The organism is Leptotrichia sp. oral taxon 221, assembly GCF_018128245.1.
GTDB lineage: Bacteria > Fusobacteriota > Fusobacteriia > Fusobacteriales > Leptotrichiaceae > JABCPH02.
In genome coordinates this window covers 924,957-948,225 of sequence record NZ_CP072378.1, presented here as the reverse complement: position 1 = coordinate 948,225, position 23,269 = coordinate 924,957, and the positions used below count along the sequence as shown (strand labels likewise).

The 23,269-nt window shown below is 26.6% G+C and carries 20 protein-coding genes; 1 reads left to right on the top strand and 19 read right to left on the bottom strand.

What is annotated here, in order from left to right:
* Window positions 1–5: 5 nt before the first annotated feature.
* From J4863_RS04135 to J4863_RS04105, 7 genes are all read right to left on the bottom strand, one after another.
* On the bottom strand, window positions 6–356 hold the full coding sequence (locus J4863_RS04135) for a YraN family protein (RefSeq protein ID WP_211619196.1): 351 nt from the start codon (window positions 354–356) through the stop codon (window positions 6–8).
* 36 nt (window positions 357–392) lie between these two features.
* Window positions 393–1,040 carry a ribonuclease HII gene (locus J4863_RS04130; protein ID WP_211619195.1) on the bottom strand — a complete coding sequence of 216 codons (648 nt, stop codon included), beginning with the start codon at window positions 1,038–1,040 and terminating at the stop codon, window positions 393–395.
* Between the two features lie 18 nt (window positions 1,041–1,058).
* On the bottom strand, window positions 1,059–2,060 hold the full coding sequence (locus tag J4863_RS04125; RefSeq protein WP_211619194.1) for an RluA family pseudouridine synthase: 1,002 nt from the start codon (window positions 2,058–2,060) through the stop codon (window positions 1,059–1,061).
* Between the two features lie 30 nt (window positions 2,061–2,090).
* Window positions 2,091–2,507, bottom strand: coding sequence for an HD domain-containing protein (locus J4863_RS04120; RefSeq protein WP_211619193.1), 417 nt, complete (start codon window positions 2,505–2,507; stop codon window positions 2,091–2,093).
* 84 nt (window positions 2,508–2,591) lie between these two features.
* Window positions 2,592–3,479 (bottom strand): pseudouridylate synthase, encoded by an 888-nt coding sequence (locus J4863_RS04115; RefSeq protein ID WP_211619192.1) that lies wholly within the window; start codon window positions 3,477–3,479, stop codon window positions 2,592–2,594.
* 48 nt (window positions 3,480–3,527) lie between these two features.
* On the bottom strand, window positions 3,528–4,196 hold the full coding sequence (locus J4863_RS04110) for an HAD family hydrolase (protein WP_211619191.1): 669 nt from the start codon (window positions 4,194–4,196) through the stop codon (window positions 3,528–3,530).
* 75 nt (window positions 4,197–4,271) lie between these two features.
* The gene (locus J4863_RS04105) at window positions 4,272–4,493 is read right to left on the bottom strand and encodes a DUF896 domain-containing protein (RefSeq protein ID WP_211619190.1); all 222 of its coding nucleotides are present in this window, start codon (window positions 4,491–4,493) and stop codon (window positions 4,272–4,274) included.
* 241 nt (window positions 4,494–4,734) lie between these two features.
* Here J4863_RS04105 and J4863_RS04100 point away from each other — a divergent pair, with 241 nt between their 5' ends.
* Window positions 4,735–5,109, top strand: coding sequence for a carbonic anhydrase (locus J4863_RS04100; RefSeq protein WP_249111572.1), 375 nt, complete (start codon window positions 4,735–4,737; stop codon window positions 5,107–5,109).
* Here J4863_RS04100 and J4863_RS04095 read toward each other — a convergent pair.
* The 12 genes from J4863_RS04095 to J4863_RS04040 all read right to left on the bottom strand — a co-directional run bounded on the left by J4863_RS04095 (window position 5,092) and on the right by J4863_RS04040 (window position 23,263).
* Complete coding sequence (locus J4863_RS04095; RefSeq protein ID WP_211619189.1) at window positions 5,092–6,387, bottom strand: efflux RND transporter periplasmic adaptor subunit; 1,296 nt, start codon at window positions 6,385–6,387, stop codon at window positions 5,092–5,094. The two genes, J4863_RS04100 and J4863_RS04095, sit on opposite strands and share 18 nt — an antisense overlap.
* Before the next feature lie 81 nt (window positions 6,388–6,468).
* Window positions 6,469–9,090 carry a molecular chaperone gene (locus tag J4863_RS04090; RefSeq protein ID WP_211619188.1) on the bottom strand — a complete coding sequence of 874 codons (2,622 nt, stop codon included), beginning with the start codon at window positions 9,088–9,090 and terminating at the stop codon, window positions 6,469–6,471.
* A 114-nt stretch (window positions 9,091–9,204) separates the two neighbouring features.
* The gene (locus J4863_RS04085) at window positions 9,205–10,050 is read right to left on the bottom strand and encodes a serine/threonine-protein kinase (protein WP_211619187.1); all 846 of its coding nucleotides are present in this window, start codon (window positions 10,048–10,050) and stop codon (window positions 9,205–9,207) included.
* 51 nt (window positions 10,051–10,101) lie between these two features.
* Complete coding sequence (locus J4863_RS04080) at window positions 10,102–11,487, bottom strand: hypothetical protein (RefSeq protein ID WP_211619186.1); 1,386 nt, start codon at window positions 11,485–11,487, stop codon at window positions 10,102–10,104.
* A gap of 12 nt (window positions 11,488–11,499) precedes the next feature.
* Complete coding sequence (locus tag J4863_RS04075) at window positions 11,500–13,863, bottom strand: PP2C family serine/threonine-protein phosphatase (RefSeq protein ID WP_211619185.1); 2,364 nt, start codon at window positions 13,861–13,863, stop codon at window positions 11,500–11,502.
* Between the two features lie 57 nt (window positions 13,864–13,920).
* On the bottom strand, window positions 13,921–14,466 hold the full coding sequence (locus J4863_RS04070; protein ID WP_211619184.1) for an FHA domain-containing protein: 546 nt from the start codon (window positions 14,464–14,466) through the stop codon (window positions 13,921–13,923).
* Between the two features lie 37 nt (window positions 14,467–14,503).
* Entirely contained in the window at window positions 14,504–15,454 is a 951-nt protein-coding gene (locus J4863_RS04065) for a hypothetical protein (RefSeq protein ID WP_211619183.1), read from the bottom strand.
* Window positions 15,455–15,500: 46 nt separating this feature from the next.
* On the bottom strand, window positions 15,501–19,856 hold the full coding sequence (locus tag J4863_RS04060) for a DUF4280 domain-containing protein (protein ID WP_211619182.1): 4,356 nt from the start codon (window positions 19,854–19,856) through the stop codon (window positions 15,501–15,503).
* Window positions 19,857–19,914: 58 nt separating this feature from the next.
* Window positions 19,915–21,003: a leucine-rich repeat domain-containing protein gene (locus J4863_RS04055; RefSeq protein ID WP_211619181.1), complete on the bottom strand. Its 1,089-nt coding sequence runs from the start codon at window positions 21,001–21,003 to the stop codon at window positions 19,915–19,917.
* Window positions 21,004–21,087: 84 nt separating this feature from the next.
* Window positions 21,088–21,903: a lysozyme inhibitor LprI family protein gene (locus J4863_RS04050; protein ID WP_211619180.1), complete on the bottom strand. Its 816-nt coding sequence runs from the start codon at window positions 21,901–21,903 to the stop codon at window positions 21,088–21,090.
* Between the two features lie 106 nt (window positions 21,904–22,009).
* Window positions 22,010–22,819: an FHA domain-containing protein gene (locus J4863_RS04045; protein WP_211619179.1), complete on the bottom strand. Its 810-nt coding sequence runs from the start codon at window positions 22,817–22,819 to the stop codon at window positions 22,010–22,012.
* Window positions 22,820–23,263 carry a J domain-containing protein gene (locus J4863_RS04040; protein ID WP_211619178.1) on the bottom strand — a complete coding sequence of 148 codons (444 nt, stop codon included), beginning with the start codon at window positions 23,261–23,263 and terminating at the stop codon, window positions 22,820–22,822.
* Between the last annotated feature and the right edge of the window lie 6 nt (window positions 23,264–23,269).

The following is a 23,269-nucleotide window of genomic DNA, read 5'->3' as shown; positions in this document are numbered from 1 at the left end:
TCACCTCAGAATGCATTTTTCACCCAATTTATATTTTTTGAAAAACCATCTATTCCAACAATATCGTATCTGATATTTTTATTCCACTGATTTTTAAAAATATATACATTCGATGTACAAATTATTTTCTTTTGTTTACTTTTGGTAACCATCTCTAACGCATTTCCATGATTATCATTTTTTCTATACTTAACTTCCACAAAAATCAATGTTTCCGTCATTTCTTCCAAAAATATTAAATCTATCTCTCCAAATTTTGAATAATAATTACTTGTAACATAAATTAATCCATTTTCTTCGAGATATTCCTTCGCAATTTTTTCATACTCAAACCCTATTTCCCTTTTATTTTTCACAAAATCCACCCCATTTAAACCAGTCTAAATATAATTCTATTCCCCTAAAATTTTTTTTAAAAAAGTTTTTCGATGATATTCAGAAGGCCCCTTACTAAGCAATATTTCCCTATGCAACTTTGTTCCATATCCTTTATGTTTCTCAAACTTATAATCAGGATATTTCTTAGCAGCTTCAACTAGCATTCTATCTCTAGTTACTTTCGCAATTATCGATGCCGCTGCAATAGAAAGTGACTTTCCATCTCCTTTTACTATAGCTTCCTGCTCCCCTTCATATTCTCGAATTTTATGATTTCCATCAACTAAAACAATATCAAATTCTGCTTTCTCATGAATTTTTTCAATTGCACGACGCATAGCTAAAAAAGTCGCATTCAAAATATTAATCTCATCAATCTCTTTTTCTGATGCAATTCCAACCCCAACTATACATCTCTTATTGATCAAATCAAAAAGTTTCTCTCTTTTCTTTTCTGATAATTTTTTCGAATCATTAATTTCTTTCAATTCATCAAAATATTCTTGCACAATAACTGCACTCGCTACAACAGGTCCCGCTAACGGTCCTCTCCCTGCCTCATCAATTCCCACGATTATTTTATGATATCCCTCATCAAATTTTTTCAAATCTATTTCAGATTCTTCATTTCTCTTTTTTAATGTCGATTTTTCTTTTACCATTTTTCCCTCAATCCAAACCTATATAATCTCAATATTTTCATCAAACTTTAAATTACATTTTTTTAAAGCATTTTTAAAATCTTTTGGTAATTTTCCGATAAATTCCACAGGCACATTTGTAATCGGATGTAAAAATTCAAGTTTATATGCATGTAACATTTGCCTTTTTTCACTGTCTGAACGTCCATAAATGCTATCACCCAAAATAGGATATCCCAAATATTTCATATGAACTCTTATTTGATGCGTTCTTCCAGTCTCAATATGAACTTTTACCAATGTAAACTTTTCATTTTTATCCAAAACTTCAAAATTTGATATTGCTATTTTCCCATTTTCTAACGAATCTAGAACTGTCATTTTTTTCCTATCATTCTTATCTCGACCTATTTTTGTAACAATTCTTCCGCTATTTTTATTTAATTTTCCCTTTAAAATTGCTAAATACGTCTTTTTAATTATTTTGTCTTGAAACATTTTCGCTAAACTTAAATGAGCTTTATCATTTTTAGCAATTATCAAAAGTCCACTTGTATCTTTATCAAGCCTATGAACAATACCTGGTCGAATCTCTCCATTTATTCCAGACAAATCTTTTATGTGATACAAAATAGCATTAACCAAAGTTCCTGAATGATGTCCATGCGCCGGATGAACGACCATTCCTGCTGATTTGTTTATAACTGCCAAATCACTATCTTCATAAACAATATTTATCGGAATATTTTCAGAATTTATTTCAATATCCTCCAATTCTGGAATTATAACTGATATCTCATCATCTCTTTCCACTTTATAAGCTGGTTTTGCCTTTTTCCCATTAACTAAAACATTTTCATCTTTAATTAATTGCTTAATTCTAGTCCTAGTTAAATCCATCTTCTTAGACAAATAACTATCAATTCTCTCTCCAGAATCATCCTCTTCAACTTTAACTATCTGTTCTTCATTTTTCTTTATAGCTTCTTCATCTTCCAAAAAAATAATTTTATTTTCTAAATTTTCTTTTATTTTCTCCATTTCTAATTTTTATTTCCTTACACTTATATTTTAACTAGCATCATCACATTCCTGAAAAATATCCATGTCTTCAGAAAAATTTTTAACATGATGATTCTTCGCTAAATTTGCCAATTCTTTATTAATTTTTTCTAATTTTAAAAAACTATTTTGAGAATGTTCTCTCAATGATGTTTTAAAACCAAATTTATGTAACACTCTAATCAAAAAATTAGCATTTTCCTTACCACAATCATGTAAAAGTGCCAATTTTAAATAAACTTCTTTATTTTTCAATTTCGTTCTTTTAACTTTTTTATAAACCTCCAAACAATGAAATTTATCATATTTTGACATTTCTAAAAAAATCTTTTTTTCTTTTTCATTAAGAATTTTCAATGCTTCATTTTGAAACGCTCTATTTACTTTTGGTCTAAAATATTCTAAAAATTTTTTTACTGCATACATTTTATATCTCCTATTAATCTATATTTTTTATAAATTATTTAACATTTCTATTATACTTTATTGAACTTAGATTTTACATAACATTTATATTTCTTTTATTATAATATTTCCAAAAATCCTTTTATATTTCTTGATATTTTTCCCTCTTTTCCCAATAAATTCGCCCTTATTACGTCTATTAACATAAAATATCAAAAAATAATTATTTTTTTCTATCCATTTTATTTTTTTTATATTTTCAATTTCATCTAAAAGTAACTCTTCTGAATATTCTTCAAGATCATTTATTTTATCAATTTTCATTAAAACTAAATTTTTCAATTTATCTGAAAAACCAACTTTTTCTAGTGTTAGATACTCTCCATTTAATGGCTTTTTACTATTATTAAGAATATAATTGCTCATTATCCGTACTTGCTGTGGCAAAAATCCATCTCCCTCAAAATATAAAGCTTTATCTTTATATTTCACATAAATTTCTCTAACATGATTTTTTAACTTTTTCCCTTTTATAGAAGTAAAATCTTTAAAATTCTTTTCCCCCGATAATTTTTCACAATTATTCTTTATTGTTTCATCATTATTTTTTATTAAATTTTCTGGATATTTATAAATATAATATCTTTTTTCTATCATTTCTGGAAATTCCAAAAAAGGGATTGTTTTTTCTATCTTTAAAATTTTCAATCCCTCTATTTCTTTATATTTAACTTTAGAAATTTTAATAAAATCTTTCGAATTAATATAAAGAACATTCTCTTTCGCATTAACTTTCGCATCTGTTCTTCCAGCTTGCTGAATTCCTTTATAAATCGTTATTCCATTTTTTTCTAACAATTTTCTAAATTCTGATTTTATACTTTTTTTATTTGGATTTTCATCAAATGATTCAAATTTCAATCCTTCATATTCGATAAAAAACATATATCCATAATATTTAGTATTCTCAAAATTTCTTATAATTTTATCCACTGAACAATTCTCCTACTTTTTTTGCTTAAGTTAATTTCCCTAAGACTTTTATTTCTCCAAGATTTTTTCAATTATTTCATCAACGCTAGAAACCCGTATATCTTCAGGGATCCCAGTTTCATTAATAACCGTTCCAAATCCCCAATTGCAATAAACTATGTCTACATTTGCGTTTTTAGAAGTATTTAAATCCACCATCATATCTCCAACGTATAAAACCTTATTTAATGGCGTATTAGTTTCAGAAGCTATTTTATTAACTCCATAAGGATCTGGCTTTTTAGGATGCTTTTCATCATTAGCCCCTATTATCTCTACAAAATTCCATTTTGACATATTTTTTTCTACAGTATTCAATGCTTCTAAATGATCCTTATTTGTCACAATCCCTTTTTTTATACTACTTTCTTCCAAAAAGTCTAACAATCTGTCAATACCATCATATAATTTCACATCATGATTATAATATAATTTGTAATACTTTCTAATTGTTTCTAACAAGTCTTCTTTTTTGACAACTGTTTCAGGATATTTTTCTTTTTTCAAAATTTTCTCTACTAAACCAGAAACTCCTCCACCAATTAAAGTTGTACTTTCAGCCAATGTATATGTTTTCAATCCTAACTCTTCTAACGCACATTTCAAGACTTTTGCAATCGCTCTAGAAGTATCTACTAACGTTCCATCTAAATCGAATAAAACCAAATCATATTTCATTTTATCATTCCTTAATTAATCTAAATATTTACGTTAATTGAGGATAACGCATAAAAACCTTTTGATTAATAAAAATTATGCTTCTGGTTCAATTATTTCTCCGTCATCATTAATTGGATTTCCATCATCATCTACTCTTACAATTTTTATACTTTCTAAATGCCCTCTAACACTTTTTTTAAAATTCTCTAAATAAATTTTTCTAACTTCTTCTCTTTCTTTTTTCTCTTCTTCTGTTAATTCTCTTTCTCTCGCCAATTGAGAAAATCTATTTATTTTTTTTATTATTTCATCCATTTTATTCATCTCCTATTCATTTTTCCTTAAAATATAGTAAGTCTACATTTCTAAAACTTTTAAAACTAAAACTATTCATATTTTAGTATCAAATAATACTCGTCTATCGTTACAAATAATTGTATCATAAAATGGTCATCATTACAACTTTAAGACTTTTAAAGCAAATAAAAAATAATAGCTTTTTTTTCTTTTTTTTGTTATAATTAATAGAAAAATAATTTAAAAGGAGGAAAAAAATATGTTTTGTACTTTAATTTGTTGTATGGATGGAAGATTTATTCATATCATAAATGAATATATTAGAAATAATTATCGTTATAAATACGTTGACACTATTACAGATGCAGGTCCTGTTAATAAAATTATATACGAGGATTATTTAAATTCTATTAAAGATAAAGTTGTTTTAATTTCAATGAATAAACATAAATCTGACCATATTTTTATTGCTGGTCATAGTGATTGCGCTGGATGTCCTATTGATGATGAAACTCAAAAAAATTATATTCGACAATCTGTTGAAAAAATGCATAAAGATTTACCCCATGAAGCAGTTACTGGGCTTTTCGTATATGAAAACGGTGAAATTGAAGTTTTAGTGGATTACGTTTAATCTTTTTAATTTTATTATTTCCCTCTCATTCTCTTCTATTTCTTTCACTTTTTTCTCATTTTCATTCTCTAATTTCATCAATCTTTTTTGTTTTTCAATCATTTCTTCCTCAATATTCCTTCGTTTCACAATTATTCTATTTTGTAATTTATCATTTGGATTTACAATTATTTCCTGCCCTTCATTTATTCCAGAGCCATATATTTCAATTACTTCTCCATTTGTCACACCTATTTGTATCTCTTTTTTAATTACTAAATTTTCCTTATTTATAACATAAATAAACGTTTTCTCTCCAGATTTTTCTTTCTTTTTAACTACTGCACTAATAGGAACCGTTAACACGTTCTCTTTTTTTTCAAGAAAAATTCTTACATTTAACATTTCATTCAAAATGATATTCTGAATATCCTTCTCAAAATTTTTTGGTAAAAACTCTAATATTTTAATAATCGGATCTTTTGTATCAACTATTTTATACAAAATTACTTTAAATTCACTATTTACAGCACTATTTACATTTCCTGCTTCTGAATATTTTTTATTTTCTTTTCCATTTTCATTAACTTTAACTAATTTTTCTAAATTCTTATCTTCTTTTAACAACTTTTGATTCAAAAAACTTACCGTCGCTTCACTTCCAACTTTTATTTCTCGATCTAATTTAATTTTTTCACTCACAATTTTTAAGTCTGTATCTTTTGCAATAAGTAATACAGGAATTGAAGCATCTGTAGTTCCATTTTTTATGGCATTAATTTTAATAATATATCCATTAACAGGACTTGTAATCACCCTCTGCACAAGCTGTTTATTTTTTACAATTTTTTCCAATTCTGTCTCTATAGCTGCTATTTCTCCTTCTAATTTTTGAATTTTATTTTTATCATCTAATTGTTCCTCTGACATATTTTTTAAATACCTCAGTTGTGATTTTTTTACGGCTAAAATACTCTTTTTGTCCTCTAATTCCTTTTCAATATTTTGTGCCTTGTAATCACTGAATTTAATTATAACGTCTCCTTTTTTTACTTTATCGCCTTCTTTAAAATAAATTTTATCAACATTAAGTTGTACATCTAAACCGATACTTATAAAATCTTTAGGTTCTACTTTTGCTTTTGAATCTACATAAAGATCAATATTCTCTCGTTTTATCGTTGAAACTATATATTTTTCAGAAATTGATGGAGTACAAGTCTTTATCATAAAAAGTATTATCATTACCAAAAATGTTGGTAATAGCCAAATTATATTTTCATTCGTTTCTTTTTTCAATTTATTTCCTATCTTTATTCTAAATTTTAACTTCTTTATAATTTTCCAAATTTATAATCTTTAAATTTTAATGTTCTCCATTTAATGTTTTCCATCAAAATATGATATTTCATTCAAGTCATCTTCAAATGCAAAATATTGCTTTTTCCCTAAAAATAACTGATCTTCGTATCTTTGAATAGGAAATACAAAAAATCCCCAATTATTTAAATCGGTGTAAATAAAAAATCTTGTTGTTAAATTCTGTATCGTATCAGTATCATTTTGCGTAATTACTCCGTTAAAAATAGGAATTATATCCTCTGCATCCATTTCCTCATAATCATCATCATTTTTATAAATTAATTCTTTTTTCAAATCCCCTTCCGCATTGTAAACATATATTTTCAATTCTTCAGCTGATATTGTTTTATCAATCTCTCCTTTTAAAATATCAGCTTTTCTAGAAGTCTTTATCATTTCAATTTTTTCACCATCATATTTTTCAACCCATACAGAATAAGGAACCAACGGCACTTCATTCTCAATTGTTACATTCATATGCCCGAATCTTTTATAATCTAAATACTTTATAGCTCCATCCAAACAATTCAATTTTAATTCATAATCATCACGGTGACTCAATTCCTTATACTCAATCATTTTACCTGGTACAAATTCTTTCAAAACTTCTTGAAATGTGCTAATTTTTGTAGATTGTCCACTCAATTTTATCAATGAATATTCAAATAAAATCCCTTCGTTATAGTAAGTATTCAAAAATTTTCTTAACATATTGTAAATATCAGCTTTTACTATTTTTTCAATTTCTTTAATTGTAAAAATATGGTTTGGATATTCGTTTATCGTTCTAAAAATTCCATTTTCTAATATGTGAATAATCCATGATTTTATTTGAGTTATGTGCATATCATTACTTTTTTGAAAAGAATCTTTCATACGTGGAACGTCAAATTTTGTTCTCAATCTTCCATCAATCGTAAAAAATTCCTTCTTTAAATTTTCAGCAGCTTCCCAAAGCATGTAAAAATTATTTCTAATCTTTTTGTACTCTTCGCTCATCTTATTTTCAAAATTAGAATATCTTGTCGGTATAATTGTTTCATATTTTTCATATTCACTTTGTAATTTCTCAAATATTTTTTCAATCCCAAACTCATCAATCACTTTATAAATCATATCATTATCGTATTCAATTAAATCATTTATTGAAATAATTTTCTTTTTAGTATATAGATTTCCTAACACAACTTTTAAAAACTGCATTATTCTGTAAGTCATATTATTTCCACCAAAATTTTCATCACCATTCTCAAAACTTGTTTTTATATCCAAATAATACGAAATTCTTTCATTCTCGATTACATATTTACAAGCTGCTAAATCTGTAGTTCCTCCTCCACAATCTATAATTAAAGCACTGTATTCTTCGCCTTCCTTATACTTTCTTTTTTTTATTTGATTTTCTATCGTATTATACAAAACTGCTATTGCCTCGTCCATAGCATTTTCTCTAATAATTTCATATTCAAAAGTCGTTTCTCCATTTTTTTCCACAGTAAAAATCTCTTGAAACATTTCTAAAAATTGATCTTTTAGTTTTACTGGACTCGAAGCATGTATTTTCTTAAATTTACATTTAAAAGTATATTCTGCTCGCTCAACGATATATTTCAAATATGCTCTTATAATCTTTTTTCTTTCAATATAAAGAATATTACCAAACTCATCATTTATTTTTTCTTTCTCTCTATGATCATGAACCCAACGTTTCAACCCATAAAATAACGATCCATTAACAACATAATTATTTTTCTCAAGTTTTCTAATAACATCATATCCAAACAAATATTTAATATCATTAGGATTACTACAATCCGAAACATACGCCAATGTAGGAAAAATCTCTCTGTAATGTCTTTCTCCATCATTAAATTTCACATAATTAATTTCATTTATTTTTACATTCCCAATTAAAATATCATTTGAAGGCAAATCTCTCACATAATTTCTATCTAAATAGGCCCCAACTGATGTATTAACAGTACCAAAATCAATACACAAAGTCGTATTTGTAGTCTCTAAATTTCTCACTTCAAAATTTTCAAGTTCAATTTTATAATAATCTAACCTATATGGATAAGTTGGCTGTGATGCCTCTTTTGCATTATAAAATCTATAGATAAACTGGATATCCCTCTCTTTAAAAAATAACAATGAAAATTTATTATTTTTCAAACTTTCTATTCTAAAAAATTCTTTTTTACTAATTAAATAAAATTTATTTTTAGAATCTAAATCTTTTTCCAATTGAAAAATTCCACATAAATAATTATTTGCATTTATCAAAAAAGCATTTGCTTTACTAATATTATCTGGCAATTCAATTTTATAACTATCTTCTTTCGTTAAATCCAATTCCTTATACAATACAATTTTATGAGGAACCTTTATTGTATTTTCATGATGTATCCTATTATTCAATTTATCATCAAATAATTTTTGAATGTTCTCAAGTCCCTTTTCTTTATAATTCTTAATACAAAAATCTGCTCTAGCTCCTCGATATTTCAATATTACTTCTATCAATTCTTTCCGACTTAATGTATCAACCTGTGCTTCCACAAGTCTTTCATCAATAGCAATTTGAAGCATCTCATAGTATGATTTTCTTTTTAATTCTTCTTCGTAAAATAACCTCATTTTTCTCCCTTTTATTTTTATCAATTCATTTTTTCTATTTACTTAATTTTTTATTCTCAAAATACTATTAATTTCATTTCTATGCTTACATGAAAATACTAATATTTCCCTATTCTAATTTTCAAATTTCTCAATATATCTCAAAATTTCATAATAAATTTCTAGACAACTCCTATATCTTTCCTTTCTATGTATTGCCAACCCTTTTTCCATAATTTTCTTCAAATCCTCATTAATTTTGCGTTCAAAAGTTAATTCTTCACTATAAAACCTATCCAATACACTTTTCAATTTTTTCTTTTCCAGCATAAAATACAACAACGCACACAAACTATACATATCACTTCTCTCATCTATTTCTGTTTTCAGTGAATACATTTCCAACGCAGAATATCCTTCTGTAACTTTAATATAATCTCCGTTCCTATTACCTTTCAACAATCCAGTCCCAAAATCTATAATTTTAATTTCATTTTTTCCATTAATCAAAATATTAGACGGTTTTATATCCCTATGAATCACACATTCATCATGTATTTCAATCACAATTTTAACTATTTCCAAAAATATCTGTAAAATCTCTTTCTCAGGTAATTCATTTTCCAAAACATATTTTTTCAAATTAATCCCCTCAAAATATTCCAAAACTAAATATATTGTATTATTCTCTTCAAAAAAATTTACTAAATTAACAACATCTTTATTTTTATCCAACTTTTCTAAAATTTCTTTTTCTCGCTGAAAACTATTTTTAACTAAATTAAACTTCTCTATATTTTTATTCGTAAATATTTTTAAATCATCATCTCTAATTGTAATCGACTTTGGAAAACACTCTTTAATAACATATTTTTTATTAAATGTAGAAACTAAATAAACATTAGAAAATTCTGTCTCATCAATATATCCCTCTATCTCATAATTATTCTGAAATTTATAATCTAATGGTAAAAAATCCATTTTTCTCCTCATACTTATTCTTATTTATTCTTAATATTTTTGATAATTCTTTTAACTTTTATTCCCTGTCACATCTCTTCCCAATATCTTCCAATTTCTTTTTATTTCTTCATCTAAACTATAATTTGAGTTGAGATTTTTAAATTTTCTAGATTTCGATACTTTTCCTATTTTTAAAGTATCTTCTTTCTTTACTGATTTTCTTGTTTTAAATCCTTTTTCCAAAATTTTTGCTTTTATTTCTTTTTTCTTTCTTCTATTTTTTTCATATATTTTCACATTCGACTTCTCTAAATTACTTTTAAGATTTTCATTCTTATTACTATTTTCTGAAATACTCATTTTATCTTTATTTTCTGTATGATTTTTTGAAATTTCTACTGACTTAACCTTTTCAGGATTTTCACTTAAAGCCACATCTGATTCTAACCTTTTCCTTTCCTCCAACAACTTCTTATTTTCTAACTCTAAAAACATTTTCTTCGATTCTAAATCTATAGTTTCTCTTTTTTTCAGTAATTTATCAATTTTATTTTCTACATTCTTATCCTTACTTTTCAAATTACGATACTTATCTATCACAAAATCAATTTCTTTCATTGATTCAACAAATTTTTTATTCTTAAAGTAATTTTCAGAGATTATTAGATGTTTTTCTGCTTCAGATTCCATTTTTCTATAAGCCATATTTTTTCCAAAAACTACAAATGAAAATAAAAAAATCAACATCAGAAGAATATTTTTTAAAGAATCATCGCCGTAATCTTTTTTCATAAGATATACCTCTTCATCTTCTTGCAAAATATCCTCAATGAAAATCGAAAAAAAAGGAATTGTCATATTTAACTTTTTCTCACTTTTCATTACTTTTTCACTAATATAATTTTCTAACTCACCTTTACTATTCCATCGAATCAATGCATCCATAATTTCATTTTCATTAATCAATTTCCAAAATTTAGGAGTTCCAACTAAAATATAATCATTTTTATTAATCACTATTTCCTTTATCTCATCTCCGAAAATTTCTTCAATTATCATATTTTCTCTAAAAATTTTTAATTTATTCTTTCCAATATTTCCTACCAAAAGCCGATTTTTTTCTATAAGTACAACTATTATCGAAGTTTTTGAAATTTTATTAGATATCAATTTTTTTCTTACAACTTGCTTTCTTTCCTTAATTTTTTCCAATCCAGTTAACATTAAATCAAAAATATTTTCACTATTAATCTCATCATTTTGAAAATATCTTTTCAAAATACTTTCCACACCAATCTTAGCAAAATTTCTACATTTTTCATCATCTACAATCAAAGTCCAAATACTCTTTTTCTTATCAGGAATATAAGCCGAATAAGTATTTCTTTCAACTATTCCTTCATACTCTTTAAAGAAAAATGTATCTATTTTATTTCTATTTTTTTCTATTTCCAACCATTTCCCCTTCTATTTCCAAAATTGCCACCATTTTTTATTAGCCTTTTTCGTTGCTTTCTTTAATTTTTTTTCTATATTTTTTTGTATCTCGCTTGATTCATTCACTTCTTTCATCTTTTCTAATGAAGACTGATATTTTTTCTCAGCTTCCTTCCAATTTTTCTTCTTCGCCTCATCATCTCCTTCTTTTTCATACAAATATCCCTCGCTCTTAACTTTTTTCTTATCCAAATATTCTATTTTTGAGTTCTGCACTTCGAAATCTCCCGAATTTTTCAATTCTTCCAATATTTTCTTAGCTTCTTCATATTTATTCATACCTTCCGAATATCTTCCCAATGAGTATTGCTGATCTCCCTGCATCTCTAAATTCGTAGCTTCATCAATTCTTTTATTAATTTGCTCCCTCCTAATTCGCTCCCGCTCTATTTCATTTTGACGTGCAGCAATTTCTGCCTCCTTAGCAATTAATGCCTGTTGTGACATTATTTCTTGCTGTTTTAACCTCTCACTATAATCTACTTCTAAATCTTTCAATTTTTTCTCACTTTCACTTTCATATTTAATGAATGACTGTGCTTGTGATATAAATTTTTCTACATTTGATACGTTATTATGATCTTTCAATCCTTCATACATAATCTTAGCTTTTGTTAATGTAGATATTGCCTCTGCAGGATTATTTGCTGCTAATTGACTCAATCCTTCTTTCACTAAATTATTTGCTGTTTGTAATTTTGCCATTTCTCTAGAATTTATTTCTTGAATTTTATTATCAATTTCTTGCGTTTTTACAGTATCTCCTAAAGTCTGATACATTTCCCTAGCCTTATAATATGCTTCTCTTGACTTATTTATATCAGTTGGCGATAACATATCTGCTTGATTTTCTACTAACATTGCACCATTATATTCCGTTTTCTCTTTATCAGCTATTTCTGATATCTTCCTCTCAATATTTGCAACATAATCTGCCCTTCCATTACTCAAATAAATCTCAGAAGCCGCCTTATAATTTTCTTTTGCCAAATTATAATTCCCAGCCGTAACTGCCTGATTTCCAGAAATTTCTAACATCTGTGCTTCCTTTAACTTAGATGCTGAATTTATTCTCGTATTCAAAGTTTCCAAAATTTCATTAATATTCAATTCATCCCTTTTATATGAAATCTCTTCCAACGCATATTTAGCTGCCTGATATTTCTCCGTAGCCTCATCATAATTTCCACTAGTAAACAATTCATTCCCTTGATTCACATCTTGAAACGCCTTTTTCAATTTTTCAGTCTGTTCCATTTTCTTTTTATTTTCTGAAATCAATCCATCAATCTTAGATTTATCTTGACCAATTCCAGATAAAAATCCAATAATTCCTCTTCTCTTAGACTTCAACTTTTCATACTCCCCTAGTTCCAACTTCAAATCTTCAATTGAATTATTAAAATTTTTCTTCATTAATTCATCATCTGCCTGTTGACTATAAATCGTTGCTCTTTTCAATATTTCATTTCTTTTAGCAATATTAAAAAATACCAAAAATAATAAAATTATCAATATCGCAGCACCAATCAATACAACTTTCAAATAAAATTTTCTTCTATCTTTCTCTACTGGTTCTGGTGAAGCAACTTCTTCAATTTTTACAATAGCAAGTGTATTATTTTCTACATCATCACGTAATGTAGAAATAACAGCATTTTTCATAGATTCAAGCCATTTATCCAAATTTTCTTGCCTAGAAAATTCTACTTCCATTTCAGTTTCTTCAACATTTTCCCAAAAACCAATAGTCGTCAAACATAGTACATCATTCTGTTCCAAACTAACTGGTTCTTTTATCAAATTTGGCTTTATTTTCCCATAATCTCCCACAGCCTGCAATAAATCATTTCTCTGCCTATGAAATTTAATATCATTCACATTCAGTGCTTCTTCCTCCACAAGCAACTGAGCAATACTATCATCGCTACTTTGAGAAACTATATAGCCATTTCTCATATGATAAAGTCTTGTATTTCCTACATTTCCATATAAAAATGAATTATAATTACTTATAACAACCAAAAGTGAAGCATGCATCAATGAATATCTTTCTGTTTCTTCTTGTTTTTCTCGAATCTTTAAATTCGCATAATCAATCATTTCTTTTATAACTTCTGTATTAAAACGTGGATGCAACATAAAATACTCAATAACAGATTCAACCGCCAATTTTGATACAATCTCTGCACCTTCTTCTGCATCAAATCCATCAGCAACAACCCAAATCGCATAATTATCCAATTGCAAAAAACCAAAATAATCATTATTCTTTTTCTGAGTACCTGGCTCACTAAAGAATTTTGTTATAAATTTTGATTCATCTTTCCTCATTTTTTCTAAAATCTATTTTATTTAAAAAACAGATCATTAACCCCCTCCTTTAAAAAACTATTCCCCATCTTTTAACATTTTTGATTTCTCTTTATTCCACTCAAAAAAATCTCCACAAAGATTTACAAACACGAATTTACTCTCTCCCATTTCAATCAAATCATAAATTCTTAATTCTCTAGTATCATACAACGCCTCATTATTCACATAAATCAGCCCTGTTGCTTCTCCTGGCGTAATCATAAACATTCTTTGTTTTGGATTATAGCTAATCGAACAGTGATTTTTCCTAGAAATTGACATATCACCTATTATTTGAATATTCATTTCATCTCCACGACCAATAAAATTTCGTTCACTTACCAAACGAAAATCCTTCCCTTTATTAGCCCCTTCAATACAAACAATCCACCCAACAACTGGATCTACCTGTGAATCCTTTGCCCAATAAGCCGTTGTTTTTTCATCATCATTCATTTCCTCAATTAAATTTATTTTATCTTCTTTTACTTCTAATTCTAATCCTTCTGATTTACAATATGGACACGATTTATACCTTGCAATATCATACATGTGCCCATTTCTACATCTATCTAATTTCATTATCCCCCTCCAAAAAAGAAAATATCTTTTTTTTATTTTACATAACTTTTATTTTTTTTACATTCTCAAATTTTCTTCCAGAATACTCATAAATCATACCGTTATCATATATATAAACAATATTTTTATAAAGAATTATCCCTACTTTCTTATAATCTGTTATTTTAATTTCTTTTACCGGTTTATTGTTATCATTCATGTCTACCATTACTATCCTGTTATCAGTTAATATATATGCTGGTGCCAGTGTATTTTCAATTTGATTCTTAAAAACTTTTTCTCCTGATCTAGCTTCATTTTCTGACCATTCCTCAGATGTAATAGGTTCATATTTTTCCAATTCCGATATTACTTCATCTACTTTCCTTAATCCATACCTTCCATCTATATCGTAAGAAAGGTATTCTGGATTAATCGTTATAACTTCCAAAATTTTTTCTATTTGATCTTTAGAATAATTTTTTTCTAAAAATTCAAAAAAAGATTTTCTATAAATGCTTTCTCTATCCTCATCTAACTTTGATTTAGGCAATTTATAATTATATTCAGATATTTCATTTATTAAATATTTATATATGTCTTCTTTATTTAGTAACCAATCAATATCATGATTTGTTACTTTTTCTTCCAATTCCAACAATATTGAAATTATTTTCTTTATTCTTTTCTCCTTAGGTTCATTATCAAAAATTTGTGAACTGCTTTCTAATTTTATCATTTTCTTTTCTTTATTTTCGATATATTTTTTTAAAATATCTTGACTTGAATCATTCATATCAAAATAATCACTTTTTATAAGAATCCTGTCTAAATAAGAATAATTTTTAAAAAATTCTTCTAAATCTGATGTTTCAATTTTATTTTGCCTTTGAATTTCCATTTTTTTAATATCCCCCTTATTTTTTAAAGCTTTCACTTCTTTATTGCCTTTGTTTTCAGCACTGCAAGAAATTATTACTAATATTGATAAAATTATTAATTTTTTCATTCTACACCCTTTCCTTCTAAAAAAAATTTAATTTTCTACAGCATTTTTAAATTTTATTAGAAACTTTTAACTTAAATTTTCTAAGATTATCCCAATTCCTAACCTTTCTCCCTTCTATTTTCTTAATAAATTTTATTATATCACCAAATAATTTATCTGAACCTACAGTAAAATATGCTGTTTTATCTTTTGTGTATCCTTTAGCAGGTGCTAGGCATCCTTCTAGCCCAGAACTTTTACCAACGGGATGAATTAAAATCCACCTTTCTTCATAAATTAAAACTTTTCTCTTTAATTTTTTATTAAACAATCCTTTTGAATTTGCAGTGTTATTAAAAACACCAATTGCTAAATAGCCTTTTCTTGTCACATTTCCTTTTTTATCTTTTTTATCTGGTCTTTCATGCCATCTTAATTCATGCGTTCCTTGTACAATCCTTTTTTTCCTTCCAGAAACAATCGTATCAGGCCCTTCTCTTTCCACTACATAACCATTAAATCCCGCAACCTCTCTACCACTAGGATCTAAAATACGGAATTTAGATAGTGTTCCTAGCGACAACTCCTCTATTCTCACTACATCTAAAATATAGTTTCCCTCTACTCCACTATGAGGACAACTATTCCCTGAACAAGAACCGCTTTTACTAACACCTGAAGTTGCTTTTATATTCTCGTTATTAGCAGGCATACTTTTCTGGTCTTTTTTTTCAATAGTTTCGCTTTTGACATTATTCGCAGTTGATTTTTGTGTAACTACCTTATTTTGTTGGTTCGTACTTTGAATAGGCTTTTTAACCACTTCTTTTGTTTGAGTTTTCGGTCGTTTTGATAAATCTTTCTGTGAATTTTTCACTTCAAATTGTTTCGTTTTATCTTTTGAATTAAAAATATTTTCATATTTCATATCATTATTCACATTTTCATTTTCAACATACTTTTCTTCCAAAAAACTATCATCTATTTTCATTCTGTTATATCCAAAATCTTCCATTTTCATATTTTCTATTTTTTCATCAAGAGAAAAATTTTGATTATCTATATCGTTATTTTTAACATCCGAATAATGATTTTCATTCCATTCCATTAGACTAAAAGGACACGTCGATAAAACTTTTCCATTTTGACGAATTTCCTCAAGAATATCGTTTTCACTTGGAGGTAATTCTAATTTCTTGTATAAATTTTCTCCAATTTGAAACCACGTTTTTACATCGGAAGTATTTACTTCTAATGATTTTTGATTCTCAGACTTATTTTCTCGAATTGATACATTATAATTAGAATTATTCAATACCCATAATATTTCTGTTTCTTTATTATTTGATTCATCGTTTAATTCATTCACAATATTATCAATATTTTCAGAACTAATATCAAAATTTCCTGATTTCATTAAATATCCATACGCTATAACAGGTAACATCTTTGCCGAATAAAAATTTTTCTTTTGATAGTCGCATAAAGAAATTCCATAATTTTTTTTAATACCTTTTGTGTCTAATGCTGGATTTGACAGTTGTTTTACTCGTTTATATGCTTCTTTAAAACTTTCATAAATTTTTTCTCTCAAATCCTTTTCTTTTTCAAAAGACGTTTCTTTCTTTGCCATTTCCATTTTTATTTTATTCTCATTTAACAATTTCTCATATTCTTTTTTCTTATTTTCTGATGAATCTTCTTTCCTAGACACATTACACATTTTAGTTAACACATCTGGTGAAATTATATTTTCTACATCCTTTAAATACTTCTTATTCTTGGAAAATTTTTGACAGTTTTTCTTCAATAATGTTTGCATAAAATTATTATTTATGTCTTTACAAATATCAATCAACAATTTGTACTTACAATCAGCATCTCGAGTACTTTCTCCCAATTTAGTTTCCTTATCAGAAGCTGTTCCAATTGTATTTTGTCCCGCATCATCAATACTTATCACACCACCAAATTTACATTTTATTGTTGCTGTATTCAATAAAGCTGGAGAATTTCGAACTTTCACATCAGTCAACTTCTCCCATTTTTCAAGTAATTCTGGCTTACATTTTCCAATCGCTTTACACATTTTAAATGGTAATATTTTCTTATCCAAAATATTTGCCTGTTTCCCACCTCGTAAACGTACGCTTTCCTGCTCAATAATTAATCTACTAATATCATCTGCCATTGTACATTTCAAAATACAATTATCATTTACAAATAAATCTCCAGTCGGGTTCACGACATTATCCAAAGTATAAAATTCTTTATAAAATGAATAAATGTCCATAGAATCTATATTTGCCGCATAATCTCTAATTTCCTTACTCACTTTAAATAATTGTTGAATTATTCTTTTATCTTTATCATAATCAGCTTTATCTCTATATTCACTATAAACTTCACTAATTAATTGAGAAATTTTTCGAATATTCCTAACTTTTATAACCGATTTAGAACTTATCCAATCATTTAAAACCGTTGTAATTCTAATCTCTTTTCCGATTTTTTCCAATCTATCAAATAGACCCGTCTCACTTTTTGAAGGTAAATCAATCCCACGCTGCCTTTTTACATACCACAACAAATAATTCCTAATAACATTACTATCCTTGTATTTATGATTATCAAAATATTTATCTTCCTTTTCACTTTTAAAACCAGTCTGAACCTTCAAAAATTCAATAATGATATTATCAATCATTCTCCGTGATAATGGATTTTTTAAAACACCATTTTCATCTAACAAAAAACTTTCTTTAAATTCTTTCTCGTCTTGATAAAGTTCTCTTATCAAATTTTCACAGTGCATATTAGCAAAATTTTCATGAGACTTTTTTTCAACCCTTATCAAAATGTCATCAATATCCTTGATACCTTTCAAATATTTATTATACTCTTCTGGTAGCTTATTTTTTTGAATTTTAGTCGAATTTGAATCATTTTTCAACAAATGACTTGAAACATTCATATTCTTTTCTATAAAACTTTTCTCCGCCTCATAAGATTTTATCGGCTTTTTATCTGGATAAACAACATATTTTGCACTAAATTGACCTAAAACATATTCTAACGTTTCTATCTTTCCTTTATTCTTAATCGGTGTCGAAAATATATAGTAAATAATATTTTGTATTCTAATCGTTTCAGAATTTTTCTCTCTTTCCCGTAAAATATCAAAATTCTCTTGCTTTATAATATTTCCTGTTCCATTTTCATCTTTTGTCGCTTCATCATAAATTTTCAAAAGCAAATCTATATCTTCCTTATTATCCTCTAAAACTTTTTTACCAGTTTTAACCTCCAAATATTTGATATAATCCTGATTATACATCTTTGAATCCAAAAATTTTGCTTTCAATCTTTCTACATTAATTTCACTCTGATTCACAAAAGCCATTTCTGGGGCCTTCTGAGAACTTATCAGCTCACGATCTTTCCTATACTCCTCTGTATCCCAAACTTCCTCAAATTTCTGCCCATTAAAAATATATACACCGTCTTTTTCTTCATCCAATTCATTAAATATTTTTGGTGCTATTGTTTTAGGTTCCTCTACTTTCTTCACTATATTTGACGCATTTTGTTTATAAGGACTTTCCTTTTTTTGAGAATTAGAACTTGTTGCCACTGATGGTTTAGCTACATTATTATTTGATTTATTTTGTGGTAGCTCAGTAGTTTTTGCTTCTTTATTTATTTTTTTATTGTCACTCTGTGTATCGTTTTTTAAAACTACTTTATTAGCAGGACAACTGTCTTTAAATCCTATTATTACTGACAAGTCATGTCCTGATAAATTTTCATGATAAAATAAGCAAGGAACATTATTTCCATCTACCGGAATACCATATTTACCTTTAAAATTCATTGATAAAGCATTTGACATAGCACCTTGACCACATAAATGACCTGCTCCAAGCAATCCTGATGAAGTGAGAACAAAACTTTTTCCTTTTAAATCCTCTGACTTAAATCCTTGAGACTTTTTGCTTAATAATATTCTCCTAACACTTTCTTTAGAAGCTAATAATAATTTAGGAGTTTTATAATTTGCATCTGCAGGAACATTTATTTTTTGACAAATTTTGTTAGAATATTTTTTTAATAACATCCAACGAACTTTTAAAGATTTCATGATCGCTTCATCTTGAGCTTTCGGATTATTCAGAAAACTTCTTTTATTGGTTAATCCCCACTTTTTTGCTGCTTCCCCTCTAAATCTAGCCGTTTCCCAAGTTGCGTCTTTTTGTACCCATCCCATATCTGCAAGTACATCTGTTCCAAGCTGATATCTTCCTATATAACGTTTTTTATCTTCTAGTTGATAATTACCACTGCTCTCAAAATAAGCTAACTTATCAAAAAATTTAACAGCGCTATCTCCAATATCTTTCCCCTCAAAAATTCTATTTTTCATATTCCCCCCCTATAAAATCTATAGAATTCAAATTTTTATCTGATTTTATTACCTCTTCTTAAAATTTTTCTCTCTCTTCCTCCACAAGTGTTCCTCTTTTAAAATCTACAATTATAAAATTAGGTCGCCCATGAGCAGAAATTGTTGCTAAATATAAATTATTTCCTTCTGGACTTTCTAATAAACTATATAAATCTGAACCTTCTTCAGCAAATATCTTTCCATCTTTCAAAAAATATGTTGTAGTATATCCTCCATAAGCACTAGTTGCTCTTATAGAATATGTAGAATAGTTACCATTTTTATACATTCCTATACCGAAAATTCCATTATCCTCATCTTCATCATGTTCTTTTTTATATTCTAATATTTTTTCTCTCATTACTTGCGGAACATTTTTTTCTGAAACCATAATCATTTCTATATCTTTTATAGTTTTATATGTTTCAAAATCTTGTATTTTCCCTTCAAAATCAGAAAAGCGAGGGTATCTAGCTTCATTATCACGCTTTTTGATATTTTCTTGTACTCTTTCATACATATAAATCTCATCTAAAAACATAAATTTCTGATAATTATCATAAACATAATCCACAATCTTTTTGGGAGTCTTTCTAATCTCAAATCGTTTCAATCTTTTCAAACTAGGTATCTCCTCAATTCCGTATTCCAAAGGATTATAACTTATATCTAAATGTTTTAATTCTGACAATTTTCCAATTCCTCTTATATCTTTGATTTTATTATTATGTAACCACAATTCTCTCAAATTTTTTAAATTCAAGATCGGTTTAATATCTGTTATTTGATTGAAATTTATTCTTAAAATTTCTAATTTTTCTAAACTTCCTAATGTTTCAATATTTTTTATTTTATTCCATCTCAAATCTAGCTCTCTTAAATTTTTATATTTTGCCAAACATTTTATATCGCTAATTCCTTTATTTTTTAAAGTTATTTTTGTAACATTCAAATCATACTCTGGAATTTTGTCACATTTTTCAATTTTTTCTGATTTTTTTATAACTTCATTTTGAGTAGAAAGATTTTTTACTTTCTTTTCAATAATTTCTTTACTTTCTTTCGTGCCACCATTACAGCTAAATAACGTCCCTAAAAACAATATTAATGATAAAAATCTTTTCATCAATAATTCCTCCTAAATTTTATTTTTCATTCTCATTTCTTAAAACCTCAATTTCAATTTATTTTTATTTTCTATCACTTACTTTTACTCAAATTCTTCAATATAATCTTCAAGATAACTATCAAAATCTAAAATTCTATTTTCAGTCATTTCTGTAAGAGCTCTTAATTTTTCTTTTTCATTCCCAATACCATTCCAAAATAAAATTTCTTTTTCTTTTAATTCTACCCAATTTCTTTGTGATTCTATAAATTTTTCTATATCAAATTTTTTTATTTTAGCTTGATTTAAAATATTTTTATATTTTTCATTTAATTTTTTATCGATATCTAAATATTTTTGTTTAGTAATATCAGTATTATTTTCGTTACTTTCTAAAAAATCAAATATTTTAGCTAATTCCAATGTTCTTCTTGACGTAATTTCAGTAAGTGCGATTTGCGTTACAGTTGCTTTAATCGCACTATTATAGTGTAACATTTCACTTGCTACTTCCACAAAATTATAATTACTTTCTTTGTATTTTATCCACGCTTTTTGTGTTGTTACTAAAATTTGTTCACTATTTCTGTATTTAGAATTTTTTAATTTTTCTATTACTTTCCTATAAATTATATTGAGTTCTTCGTCCCATTTTTTAAAAAGCTCAATATATTCTTGCAAACGAGTCTTATCATTCCCATATTTTTTTTGAATATTTTTTTCAAATTTCTCCATTCGAGATTTTAATTCTCTATAATAACTTAATTTTTTTTGAGAATCTTTATTTTTTATTTCTTGCAATTTTTTCTGATTAACAACCAAACTATTGTTATTTCCCTTATTTGAAGTAATTGTATCTTTTTCTTTTGCACAAGAAATTATAGAAAAAACTAAAAATATTAGTACAATTTTTTTCATTTTAAGAAGCAATCCTTTCAATCTTTTATTTCAATTTTCATTTGTTTCTCTAAAGATATTCATCATTTTTAATTTTGGTAACAATTTTAATTGTAATTAATAAAAATCAAATTAACAACAATTTTGTTGTTGCCAAATAAATAATATCTCCTGATTCCACCTTAATCGGTGTATTTCTTCTAATTTTCACTTTTCTCCTATCTGATTTTTTTTCGATCCCACTCCCATTTTGTGAACCTAAATCCTCGTAATACCAAACTCCATTAACTCTATTAAGCAGTCCATGAGCTCTACTTACCAAGTTCGAATAAATTCCTTCGCTCACATCAATATCAACCTTATTTCTAGGCGTTTTCTTTCCAATTAAAAGTGACGTAGCTCTTCCTACTTTCCAAATTTTAATATCATAATCTTCCGAGTTTTTCAAAATTATACTTTCCAATTGATTTTTCTCTACTTCTTCTATTTCTTTTACTCTATCCAAAAAATTACTATGTTCTCTTTCTCTTTCGTTTTTTATTTCATTTATTTTTCCTTCCATCCTAACCTTTTCTTTAAATCTTTCCACAATTAATAAATAAAGAGTTACTCCAATAAAAATAAATATTGAAATATACAAACTTTTTGTAGAATAACCAGAAAAATGAACATAAATCAATGTTATAGTTAACACAGCTAAAATGATAATATTTTTCCATTCAAAAAACTTACTTATCCTATTTTTCGAAGATAATTGTCTTTTCTCATATTTTTTGATACCTTCGTCCACAGATAATTTTGATCTTTTGTCAAATTTCCCCTCTTTTTTCAAACTTACATTTCTACTCAATCTTTCCAATCGATACAAACTTCCTCGTCCAAACGGTCTTCTAAAAATATTTCTAAAATTTCTAAAAATATTAATTCTTCTCCACATTTATTTTTTCCCCTTCACATTAAAAAAATTCTCAAAAGTTTTTTCAATAGAATTTTCGTTCTCTTTTTTTCTAAATTTACTCATTCCTTCAATATTAAATGCCTTTTCAAACATATTTTTAAAATTATCTGATGTAAACAAAAATTCATCGAACTTTTGTGTATTTTCTCTATTTTCATTTATATTCTCATTTTTTGAATTTTTTACACTCGAATTTCCATTAAAATTTTTATTCAATTTATGTCTTTTCTTATCATATTCTGTCCTTTTCGTAGGATTTTTTAGCACATCATAAGCCTCTGATATTTTCTTAAACATATTTTCAGCTTTCTTATCATTCGGATTCCTGTCTGGATGATATTTCAACGCCAATTTTTTATACGATGATTTCAGTTCATCTCGAGTAAAATTCTCTGAAACTCCCAATATTTGATAATAGTCCATCTTTTC